The following is an 11574-nucleotide window of genomic DNA, read 5'->3' on the forward strand; positions in this document are numbered from 1 at the left end:
CATCATCAACGACAGCCGCGTCGCCGCGGCGACGGGCGAGGAGAGGAGATCGCGTGCCGGTGCTGACGAGGCTCATCCCCTCGCCGCTCGTCGTGGACGTCCGGCCGGGCGCCCTGGACGACCTGGCGAGCGTCCTCGCGGACCAGCGGATCTCGCAGTCCGGGAAGCTGGGCGTGGCGATCAGCGACGGCTCCGGGGCTCGGCTGCGCAGGCGGCTGGAGCCGTCCCTGCCCGGCGCGGACTGGTTCGAGGTCGGCGGCGGCACGATCGACGACGCGGTGCGGCTGGCCGACGGCATGAAGTCGGGGCGCTACGACGCGGTCGTCGGGCTCGGCGGCGGCAAGGTCATCGACTGCGCCAAGTTCGCCGCGGCCCGGGTGGGCCTGCCCATGGTCGCCGTGGCCACCAACCTGTCCCACGACGGCATCTGCTCGCCGGTCTCGATCCTCGACAACGACGCGGGCCGCGGTTCCTACGGTGTGCCGACGCCGATCGCGCTCGTCGTGGACCTCGCGGTGATCCGCGAGGCGCCGATCCGTTTCGTGCGCTCCGGGATCGGCGACGCCGTCTCCAACGTCTCCGCGGTCGCCGACTGGGAGCTGGCCCACCGGGTGAACGGCGAGAAGGTCGACGGCCTCGCCGCCGCCCTGGCCCGGCAGGCCGGCGAGGCCGTGCTGCGCCACCCGGGGGGCTGCGGCGACGACGGGTTCCTGACCGTGCTGACCGAGGGCCTGGTGCTGTCCGGCATCGCCATGACCATCGCCGGGCACACCCGCCCCTCGTCCGGCGCCTGCCACGAGATCAGCCACGCCCTCGACCTGCTGTATCCCCGGCGCGCGGCCAGCCACGGCGAGCAGGTGGGCATCGGCGCGGCCTTCGCGACGTACCTGCGCGGTGACCGGGAGGGCTCCCTGCTGATGGCGGACACGCTGCGCCGGCACGGGCTGCCGGTGGTGGCCCGGGACATCGGGTTCGCCGACGAGGAGTTCGTGCGGGCCGTCGGGTTCGCGCCGCAGACCCGGCCCGGCCGGTACACGATCCTGGAGCACCTCGACCTGTCGCCCGCGCGGGCGGGGGAGGCGTACGCCGAGTACGTCGCGGCGGTGAGCGGGTGACGGCGGGGCCCCGGTCCCGGGAGCAGCGGGCCCGGTTTGACCCCTGTCGTACGGCCCCGTAATCTTGACCGTCGGCGTGTCGACTGACGCGTCACATCCCCGTAAACCTCTTTCCTTCCGGGTGCGGGCCCCCGTGGCCCCGGCCGGGAGAGGCTGTCCGTGTGTCACCGGGTGGCTGGACTGCGGGGGTGCCGTTCCGAGCGAGAGAGTGAGATCCGCGTGTACGCCATCGTGCGCAGCGGTGGTCGCCAGCACAAGGTTGCTGTCGGCGACATCGTTGAGGTTGACAAGATTTCCACCGCCCAGGTCGGCGACACGGTCGAGCTCTCGACCCTGCTCGTCGTCGACGGCGACGCTGTGACCAGCGACCCGTGGGTGCTGGCCGGCATCAAGGTCCAGGCCGAGGTCGTGGACCACCACAAGGGCCAGAAGATCGACATTCTGCGCTACAAGAACAAGACCGGCTACCGCCGTCGTCAGGGCCACCGCCAGCAGTACACGGCGATCAAGGTCACTGAGATCCCCGCGGCTGCGAAGTAAGGGACTGAGGAGACATGGCACACAAGAAGGGCGCATCGTCCACCCGGAACGGTCGCGACTCGAATGCCCAGCGGCTCGGCGTGAAGCGCTTCGGCGGTCAGGCCGTCAACGCGGGTGAGATCCTGGTCCGCCAGCGTGGCACCCACTTCCACCCGGGCGCCGGTGTCGGTCGCGGTGGCGACGACACGCTGTTCGCGCTGCAGGCCGGTGCGGTGCAGTTCGGCACCCACCGTGGCCGCAAGGTCGTGAACATCGTTCCGGTCGCCTGATCGGACACTTTCGCGAGGCGGGCCTCACTTCCCCGAGGGGAAGCGGGTCCGCCTTTCGCGTGTTGACCAAGAGACATTCCCGCAGTAGGCAGTAACTGGAGGCACATCCCATGACCACCTTCGTGGACCGCGTCGAACTGCACGTCGCCGCGGGTAACGGAGGCCACGGCTGTGCCTCCGTCCACCGTGAGAAGTTCAAGCCGCTCGGCGGCCCGGACGGCGGCAACGGCGGCCGTGGCGGCGACGTGATCCTCACCGTGGACCAGTCGGTGACCACGCTCCTCGACTACCACCACTCCCCGCACCGCAAGGCCACAGGCGGCAAGCCCGGCGAGGGCGGCAACCGCTCCGGCAAGGACGGCCAGGACCTGGTCCTGCCCGTGCCCGACGGCACCGTGGTCCTCGACGGCGCGGGCAACGTGCTGGCCGACCTGGTCGGTCACGGCACCTCCTACGTCGCCGCGCAGGGCGGCCGGGGCGGCCTCGGCAACGCGGCGCTGGCCTCGGCCCGGCGCAAGGCGCCCGGCTTCGCGCTGCTCGGCGAGCCCGGGGACCTCCAGGACATCCACCTGGAGCTGAAGACCGTCGCCGACGTGGCGCTGGTCGGCTACCCGAGCGCCGGCAAGTCCTCGCTGATCTCCGTGCTGAGCGCGGCCAAGCCGAAGATCGCCGACTACCCCTTCACGACCCTCGTCCCCAACCTGGGCGTGGTGACGGCCGGATCGACGGTGTACACGGTCGCCGACGTCCCCGGTCTCATCCCCGGCGCCAGCCAGGGCAAGGGCCTGGGCCTGGAGTTCCTGCGGCACGTGGAGCGGTGCAGCGTGCTGGTGCACGTCCTGGACACGGCGACGCTGGAGTCCGAGCGCGACCCGCTCTCCGACCTCGACGTCATCGAGGCCGAGCTGCGCGAGTACGGCGGGCTGGACAACCGGCCCCGGATCGTCGTCCTCAACAAGATCGACGTACCCGACGGCAAGGACCTCGCCGAGATGGTCCGGCCGGACCTCGAGGCGCGCGGCTACCGGGTCTTCGAGGTGTCGGCCGTGGCCCACATGGGCCTGAAGGAGCTGTCCTTCGCCCTGGCCGAGCTGGTCGCCACGGCGCGCGCGGCCCGGCCCAAGGAGGAGGCCACGCGGATCGTCATCCGGCCCAAGGCCGTGGACGACGCCGGCTTCACCGTCACCCGCGAGGAGGACGGCCTGTTCCGGGTGCGCGGCGAGAAGCCCGAACGCTGGGTGCGCCAGACCGACTTCAACAACGACGAGGCCGTCGGTTACCTCTCCGACCGGCTCAACCGCCTCGGTGTCGAGGAGCGGTTGATGAAGGCGGGCGCCCGCGGCGGCGACGGCGTTGCCATCGGTCCCGAGGACAACGCGGTCGTCTTCGACTGGGAGCCCTCGGTCACGGCGGGCGCCGAGATGCTCGGCCGCCGCGGCGAGGACCACCGCTTCGAGGCGCCGCGCCCGGCGGCCCAGCGGCGCCGGGACCGCGAGGCCGAACGGGACGAGGCCCAGCAGGAGTTCGACGGCTTCGAGCCGTTCTGATCCCCTGCGGCAGCACCGCGCACGGCCGCCCGTGGAACCATGGTCCCGCGGGCGGCATCTTGCTGTTCGCAGGGTTACACAGGTGTGTCGGGGCCGTGATCTGCCGTCCGGCATCCGTGTGTACTTTGTGAGGAGGATGTGGCCACCCGTGCGTGGCCAGGGGCGGGGGCACGGCCCGACCAGCCGTTCCCGGGAGCAGAGAGAAGCCGCAAAGTGAAGATCGCATTCCTCGTTCGGGACCTGTGCCACATGGGCGGCGTGGTCAGCGCCACGCAGAACCTCGCCGGGGCGCTGGCCGAGCGGCACGACGTCGAGATCGTGGCGCTGCGCAAGGTGCGCGACGAGTCGTACTTCCCGCTCGACCCGCGGGTCAGGGTCCGGGCGCTCACCGACATGCGGCCGCACTCCCCGGTCTCCGACGTGGACAACCCGCTGTCCGACAAGTTCCCGCTGATCTACCCGCTCAACGCCGGTGCCAAGACGCCGGTGGTGAGCCGACTCGCGGAGCTGCGGCTGCTGGAGTACTTCGCCACCACCGACGCCGACGTCGTCGTCAGCTCCAGCCCGCGCAACACGATCATGCTGGCGCAGGCCCCGGGTGACTTCCTGAAGGTCACCCAGGAGCACTCGATGCCCGCCATCTACGCCACGGACATCAAGCAGCGCCTCTTCCCGGCCTACCGGCACCTGGACGCCCTCACGGCGCTCACCCCGGAGGAGGTCGCCTCGCTCGCCCGGCAGGTGCCCGCGGTGCGCAACCGCCTGGCCGTGATGCCCAACTGCGTGCCCGCCTCCACCATCCGCTCCAGCGGCACCAACAAGGTGGTGGTCTCCGCCGGCCACCTGACCGACAACAAGAACCACGCCCTGCTGATCGAGGCCTTCGCCAAGGTCCACGCCGCCGCTCCGGAGTGGACCCTGCGCATCTACGGCCACGGCGCCGAGAAGAAGAAGCTGCGGGCCCGCATCGAGGAACTGGGGCTGTCCAACAGCATCCTGCTGATGGGCGAGACCTCGCCCGTCACCCCGGAGTTCGGCAAGGCCTCGATCTTCGTCCTGCCCTCCAAGCGGGAGGCGTTCGGCAACGTCGTCGTGGAGGCGATGGCCGCCGGACTGCCCGTCGTCGCCACGGACGCCGACCACGGGCCGCGCAACATCCTCACCGACGGCGAGGACGGGCTGATCGTCCCGCGCGGTGACGTGGAGGCGATGGCCGGGGCGATCCGGCGCCTGGTCCAGGACGACGAACTGCGCCTGAAGATGGCGGCAGCCGGCGTCCGCAACGCCGAGCGCTTCCACGAGCGGGCCAGCCGCGAGCGCTTCGAGGCCATCCTGGAGGAGGCCTTCGCCCGCAAGGAGCTGCCCCGCCACGCCACCGCCCGGGTGGACCGGGAGGGTTCGGTCCACGTCGCCGTGGGCACCCTGCCGCCGAGCGCCGGGCAGGCCGACCTCGTCCTGCGCAAGGGCGGCGCCACAGGCGCGGAGCACCGCTTCCCGTTCTCCGCCGAGGGCGACGCGGTCGTGCCCTGGGACGCCGGGGTGCCGCACGGCACCTGGGAGCTGAGCCTGGCCGTCCGCGAGGGCGAGCGCGAGGTGGCGCTCTCCACCGACGGCTACGGCTGCGACACCCGGGACCTGCTCGCCGTGGAACTGCCGCGCGCCCAGGGGCCGTCCCTCGCGCTGCTGCTGCCGCACCTGCACGAGGACGGCGGGCTGCGGCTGCGCAGCGCGCTGCGTGACGTCCACGCCGAGGTCGGCCCGGTCGGGGTCGACGAACGGACCATCGCCGTACGCGCCGAACTGTGGGGCGCGCGGCCCGCCGCGGGCGCCGTCGTGGAGGCCGTGCACCGCCGGGACAAGGAGCGGGTGCTGACCTTCCCGCTGCGCGACGAGGGCGACGGCTGGGTGGCCGTCGACCTGGACTGCGCCACGCTGGTGCGCGCGCACGGCGAGGACGACGAGGAGAAGGAGGTCATCTGGGACCTGTCGCTGCGCACCGCGCCCGACGCGCCCCGGGTGCCGCTGGCCAAGCTGGGCACCGACGTCCTCCAGCCGATCAACGTGTTCACCTTCCCCCGCCCGGTGATCAGCGAGACCGTGGCCGCCGGGCCGACCGTGCTGACCCGCGCGGTGCGCAAGTCCCGCCGGGCGCTGGGCCACACGCCCGCCCCCTTGCCGTCTCCGCCTTCGCGGCAGCGGGTCAGCCCTCCCGCGCCTGCTCGATCATCCGGTCCACGACCCGCGCGGACGCGTTGCCGTCGTCCAGGTCGCAGAACAGGTGGTGGAAGCGGTCGAACCGCTCCTGGTACTCCGCCCGCACCTGGTCGATGTCCCGGATCGCGTCGACGAGCTCCTTGGAGTTGTCGATCAGCGGACCGGGGGAGTCCTGCTCGAAGTCGAAGTAGAACCCGCGCAGCGTGTCCCGGTAGTGCTCCAGGTCGTACGTGAAGAACAGCATCGGCCGCTTCAGGTGCGCGTAGTCGAACATCACCGACGAGTAGTCCGTGATCATGATGTCCGCCGCGAGGTACAGGTCGGCGATGTCCGGGTACTCCGAGGCGTCCCACACGAACCCGTTGCCCGCGCCCGGCACCGCGTCCACCACGTTGGAGTGGCGGCGGATCAGCAGCACGTGGTCGTCGCCGAGACGCCGCTGGGCGTCCTCCAGGTCGATGCGCAGGTCGAACAGGTACTGCCCGGCGCTGTGCGACTGGTCGTCGCGCCAGGTCGGCGCGTACAGGACGACCTTCTTGCCCTCGGGCAGACCGAGGGCCTCCTTCACCCGCGCCGCGATCGCGTCCCGCTCGGGCGAGTACAGGTAGTCGTTGCGGGGGTAGCCCGCCTCCTGGATCTCACCGTCGTAGGAGAACGCCCGCTTCAGGATCGGCGTGCTGAAGCGGTTGGAGGACACCAGCAGGCTCCACTGCTTGGCCTCCAGCGCCAGCTTCTCCTGGTAGCGCCGGTCGAAGTGCAGGGTGTCGATGTCGTGCCCGATCTTCTTCAGCATCGTGCCGTGCCAGGTCTGCACGATCGACTGGCCCGGGCGGCGCACGATCCAGTCGGGAAGGTGGGCGTTGGTGACGATGTAGCGGCTGGAGGCCAGCGCCTCGTACCACTCCCGGCCCCACATGCGGACCTTCTCGACCCCGTCCGGCAGGTTGACCTGGCCGTCGCGGACCGCCCACAGGTGCTTCAGGTCCGAGCCGCGCCGCACCAGCTCCTCGTACATCGCGCGCGGGCTGTCCGAGAACTGCTTGCCGTTGTAACTCAGGTAGAAGACCTGGTCCTTGAGCGGCTGCCGGGACAGCGGCTCGTACACCGTCTGGCGCAGCTCCTTCTGGCGGTACGGGCCGCGCTCCAGGTCGCTCAGCTCGGAACGGGCGTTGAGCTGCGGGAAGTCGCCCCAGCGGTTCTCCAGCCAGTAGCGGCGTCCGCCGAGTTCGGCCTGCACCGGGAACGAGTCGGCGGCCAGCCGGTCGGTCACGAAGGGCACGTCGGGCACGCCCTCCTCGTCGGGCCGCAGGAAGAGGTTCCAGCGTCCGGCCCGCAGCGGCAGGTCGCCCTTGCCGCCGAGGCGGGAGGGGTCGAAGGACACCTCGAAGCGTCCGCCGTCGAGCCACCGCGTCTCGACGAAGCGCTCCTCGTAGCGGTTGCGCGGCTTGAGCAGGAAGCGGGCGCCGGACAGCCGGGGGTCGGCGTGGCCGGTGAGGGCGATCCTGCCGTCGCGCACCGTGGCGGTGTCGATCATGGCGCGGCGGGTGCGGCCGGAGAACTTCAGGAACCCGGTGTGGCCCGCCACGACGGCCAGCTCCACCAGGTGCGACTGGGAGCCGAGGGAGGCCGGCAGCGCGAACTCGGCGTCGGCCAGGCCCTCCTGCATCACGGTGCCGAAGCGGCGCTCCGTGCCCGTCGGTCCGGTCGCGACCAGCACCGTGGACCAGGTCCGCTTCTCCGGCTGCGCCTTCTCGTCGACGCCCTCGTGGAAGATCAGCGCCACGTCCGCGACCGGCACCTCGACCGAGAAGGACTGCGCGGGACCCGCGCGCTCCACGGTGGCGGGGTACTCGAGGGTCTCGGCGCCCTTCTGGTTCTTGACCCGCAGGACCACCTGCTCGTCCGCCGCGAGGGGCTCGCGGATCTCACCGGTGACCTTGATCCGGTCGCCCTCAAGGGTACGTCCGGTGATCAGGGCGCGGACCTTCTCGATCCGCAGCTTCAGCGCCCCGCGCTCCACGGCGGGCAGCATCCGGAATTCCGGGCTCAGCCAGTGGTACGGCGGGAAGTTGCAGGCCGCGCCGCCGCTGGAGTGGACCGCGTGGCGCCGCACCAGCCCGGAGGCGAAGATGCCCAGGCCCACGTGCCACACGGCCTCCTGCCACTCGCCGCCCTTGCGGAGCCGGGCGGGGTCGATGGTGACCTCCCAGCCGGCCCACTCGTAGTTGTAGCGGTCCTGGCCGGAGTCGGTGGTGACCTCGGGGCGCGGCAGGTTGCGGGCCGGCAGCAGGATGCGGCGGCGGGAGCGGTCCTTGCGCAGCTGGAGCACCTTGACCGAGGCCTTGCGCGTGGGCAGGTCGATCTTGTCGATCCAGGCGTTGCCGGACAGCACGAGCTTGCCGCCGGACCAGCTCACCTCCTGGAGCGGGGCGCGCATGTTCAGGTGCTGGTCGATGCGCAGCGCTCCCTTGGGCAGGTGCAGGTCCGCACCCTCCAGGGAGGGGAAGGAGGCGTACTTGCGGACCAGGCCGCTGACCTCGGGGGTCTCCCGGCGGCGCTGGCCGGCCAGCAGGGCGATCAGCTCCTCCATCTGGTGCTTGCGCACCAGCAGCCACTGCACGCGCAGCTCGGCCGGGAGGTCCATGACGACCTTGGGGTCGATGCTGTCGAGGAAGCGGTTCGCCGAGCGCAGGAACTCGGTGCGGTACTCCTCGTCGCCGTCCGGCACCACGTTGAGGAAGAGCCGCAGGTCGTCGCGGAGGACGCGGGTGTCGTACTCGCGCTTGAGGCGGGCGTAGGTCTCGCCGGGCTGCTCGGCGAGGAAGGCGCTGATCTCCATCACGGAGGTGACCCGGTCGCGCACGCCCGCCGGGTCGGTGCGCCGCTGGGTGATCGACGGGGCGGACTCGCCCTCGCGCAGCCGCCAGTAGTAGCAGGGCTCCGAGATGACGTCGACGCTCTCGGCCAGGTAGTGGGCCCGCATGGTGACCGGGGTGTCCTCGTACAGCCGGCCCTCGGGGAAGGCGAAGCCGTGCTTCTCCCAGAAGGTGCGCCGGAAGACCTTGTTGCAGGCGATGCGGTCGGCGACGAGCTTGGCGTAGCGGGATATGTGGGTGCGCAGCCGGGCCTCGCCGGCCAGCATCCGCATCAGCGGCACCTGCCAGGACTTCTCGCCCTTGAGGTGGTAGACGTTGCCGGTGGCGAAGTCCGAGCCGCTCTCGTCGAGGCTGCCGACCATGAGCCGGTAGGCGTCCGGCGGGATCAGGTCGTCGCTGTCGACGAAGGTCAGGAACTCGGACTCGGGCGCAAGGTGGGTCATGCCCGTGTTGCGGGCGGCGCCGAGGCCGCCGTTCTCCTTGCGTATGAGCTTGAAGCGGGGGTCGCGGGAGGCGTACTCCTCGGCGATGGCGGCGGAGCCGTCGGGTGAACCGTCGTCCACCATCAGGACCTCGAAGTCGCGGAAGGTCTGTGCCGCGAGCGAGTCGAGACAGGCGGGGAGGTAACGCTCCACGTCGTAGATGGGGACGATGACACTGAGCCGAGGGGCCATGGCTTGGTGGTCTCCTTTCGGGGTCAGGCCCGCTCGACCAGTTCGAGCGCCTGGGCGGGGGTCGGGGCGTGGTGGCGTTCGTCGAACGGGACGATGGGCGGCAGGCTCTCTTCACCGAGGAAGACGCGCCGCACCACCCGTTCGGCTGCGTGTCCGTCGTCGAATTCGCAGAAACGCCGGCGGAAGGTGTCCCGGCGCTCCGTGGTCTCCGGGCTGTCGTAGGCGCCGGAGGTGAGCAGCCGCAGCAGCTCCGCCTGCGTGGTGGCCACCGCGCCGGGCGGCTCCTGGAGCAGGTCGAAGTAGGTGCCGCGCACCGCGGAGTAGACGTCCCAGTCGGGGACGTAGCTGATGATCGGGCGGTCGAGGACGGCGTAGTCGAACATCGCCGAGGAGTAGTCCGTGATCAGGGCGTCGGCCGCGAGGTACAGCTCCTCCACCCGGGCGTGCCCGGAGACGTCGACGATGCGGCCGGTGCGGCGCATCTCGTTCACGTGCGGGGAGTTGCCGTAGAAGTAGTGGCCGCGCACCAGCAGCGTCACGTCCGGCCCGAGTTCACGGGCGAACCGGCCCAGGTCCAGCGGCGGGGTGAAGCCCGGCTGGTACTCGCGGTGTGTCGGCATGTACAGGAACGCCTTGGCGCCGTCGGCCAGCCCGAGCGCGGCGCGGGCCGCGCGCACGTCCTCGGACGTGGCGTTGACGAGGACGTCGTTGCGCGGGTAGCCGGTCTCCAGCGTGGTGTACGAGCAGGGGTAGACCCGCTCCCAGACGACGGTCGAGAACTGGTTGGCGCTGATGCTGTAGTCCCAGCGGTCGCAGCGCTCCAGGAGTTTCTCGAAGTCCATGTCGGTGGAGGCCGGGTACTTCTGCTGGTCCAGGCCCATCGTCTTCAGCGGAGTGCCGTGGTGGGTCTGCACATGGATCTGGCCCTCGCGCTTGACCACCGAGTCCGCGAAGTTCACGTTGTTCACGAGGTACTTGGCGCGGGCCAGGGCCGCCCAGTACTCGCGGGAACCCACCCGGACGACCTTCACGCCCTTGGGCACCCGGCCCGCGTTCTCCGCGCGGACCGCCCACACCCGGCGCATGTGCGGGGCCAGCCGGGCCAGTTCGGCGTCGATCGCGGCGGGGTTGCAGGAGACGCTGCGGCTCCAGTAGGCGGAGAACAGCACCAGGTTGTCGTCGAGCGGCAGCCTGAGCTGCGACTGGTAGAAGGCGCCCATCGCGCCGCGCTTGGAGCGGTTGAGCGCGGTGCGGGTGCGGGTCTTGACCCGCTGGCGGAACTTCACCGCCGCCAGGGCGCTCACCATGGTGGTGTAGGCGTCGCGCTCCAGCATCCCGTACTTGTGGCCGCGGCCCCCGCCGGGGCGGGTGAAGCCCTTGGGCACCCGGGCGCGGTAGTCGGCCGAGGCGCGGTGGAAGAACTCCGCGCGCGCGTCCTGCGGCAGACGGCCCGGACGCTCCAGGACGGTCAGGTAGTGGTCGACCATCTTGCGGAACAACGGGCCGTGCCACTCGGCGAGTTCCTCGTGCGTGTCCAGGTAGTCGAAGACCCGCTGGTACTGGTCGAAGACGTCGAAGTGCTTGCGGCTGACCGTCTTGAGGATGTTGCCGCCCTCGCGCCGCTGCCGGTAGTGCACGCAGACCCGGTCGAGGACGGCGATCCGCTCGGCGCTGATCAGGGAGCAGAACGTCCAGGGGGCGTCCTCGTAGTACCCGGGCGGGAAGGTGAGCCCGGTCCGGGTGACGAAGTCGCGCCGGTAGGCCTTGTTCCACACGATCTGGAGGAGGTCGAGCAACTGGGGGCGCTCGGCGAGGGAGAAGGTGTCCGGGCCCTCCTCCTTCAGCAGGTCGGCCCGCAGGTTCGGGCGGACGCGGCCGTCCCAGTAGGTACGCGCGTAGTCGAAGATCAGGATCTCGGGGTCGCCCGCGGTCTCGATCCGGTCCAGAACGGCCGACAGGGCGCCGTCGGACAACGTGTCGTCACTGTCCAGGAACAACACGTAATCGCCGGTGGCCTTTTCCAGCCCGGCGTTGCGTGCGCGACCCAGTCCCACGTTTTCCGTGAGGTGAATCACATGAATCCGGGTGTCCCGTTTCGCGTACTCGTCGAGAATGGCCCCTGAGCCGTCCGGCGAGCAGTCGTCGACCGCGATGATCTCGTAGTCCGTGCAGTCCTGCCCGAGTATGGAGTCAAGGCACTCGGGCAGATAGCCCTGCACCTTGTACACGGGGACAACGAGAGAGAGCTTGGGCATCCTTACAACCTGTTCCGAGAACTGACCACGGGACCGCGGGCTGGGACCGGAACGCGCTCCGGGCACTGCTCGGGCCTGGAGCGC

6 protein-coding genes and 1 pseudogene are annotated in these 11574 nt (G+C 70.8%); 5 read left to right on the plus strand and 2 right to left on the minus strand.

Annotated features, from left to right (window positions below; translation table 11 throughout):
* Positions 1-53: 53 nt before the first annotated feature.
* From IE94_RS0121815 to IE94_RS41190, 5 genes and pseudogenes are all read left to right on the plus strand, one after another.
* Positions 54-1115: an iron-containing alcohol dehydrogenase family protein gene (locus IE94_RS0121815; RefSeq protein ID WP_030186882.1), complete on the plus strand. Its 1062-nt coding sequence runs from the start codon at positions 54-56 to the stop codon at positions 1113-1115.
* Between the two features lie 219 nt (positions 1116-1334).
* On the plus strand, positions 1335-1655 hold the full coding sequence (gene rplU / locus IE94_RS0121820; RefSeq protein WP_007449531.1) for a 50S ribosomal protein L21: 321 nt from the start codon (positions 1335-1337) through the stop codon (positions 1653-1655).
* 14 nt (positions 1656-1669) lie between these two features.
* Positions 1670-1924 (plus strand): 50S ribosomal protein L27, encoded by a 255-nt coding sequence (gene rpmA / locus IE94_RS0121825; RefSeq protein WP_003976205.1) that lies wholly within the window; start codon positions 1670-1672, stop codon positions 1922-1924.
* 110 nt (positions 1925-2034) lie between these two features.
* Positions 2035-3471: a GTPase ObgE gene (gene obgE, locus IE94_RS0121830; protein WP_030186885.1), complete on the plus strand. Its 1437-nt coding sequence runs from the start codon at positions 2035-2037 to the stop codon at positions 3469-3471.
* A 771-nt stretch (positions 3472-4242) separates the two neighbouring features.
* Positions 4243-4773 (plus strand): annotated as a pseudogene (locus IE94_RS41190) (glycosyltransferase); the annotation flags it as partial.
* A gap of 898 nt (positions 4774-5671) precedes the next feature.
* Here the strand turns inward: IE94_RS41190 and IE94_RS0121840 are convergent.
* Both IE94_RS0121840 and IE94_RS0121845 read right to left on the minus strand, forming a co-directional pair.
* Positions 5672-9235: a bifunctional glycosyltransferase/CDP-glycerol:glycerophosphate glycerophosphotransferase gene (locus tag IE94_RS0121840; RefSeq protein WP_030186887.1), complete on the minus strand. Its 3564-nt coding sequence runs from the start codon at positions 9233-9235 to the stop codon at positions 5672-5674.
* A 23-nt stretch (positions 9236-9258) separates the two neighbouring features.
* Positions 9259-11490 carry a bifunctional glycosyltransferase/CDP-glycerol:glycerophosphate glycerophosphotransferase gene (locus tag IE94_RS0121845; RefSeq protein WP_030186888.1) on the minus strand — a complete coding sequence of 744 codons (2232 nt, stop codon included), beginning with the start codon at positions 11488-11490 and terminating at the stop codon, positions 9259-9261.
* Positions 11491-11574 lie beyond the last annotated feature (84 nt).

It is taken from the genome of Streptomyces violaceorubidus, from assembly GCF_000717995.1.
GTDB classification, from domain to species: Bacteria; Actinomycetota; Actinomycetes; order Streptomycetales; family Streptomycetaceae; genus Streptomyces; species Streptomyces violaceorubidus.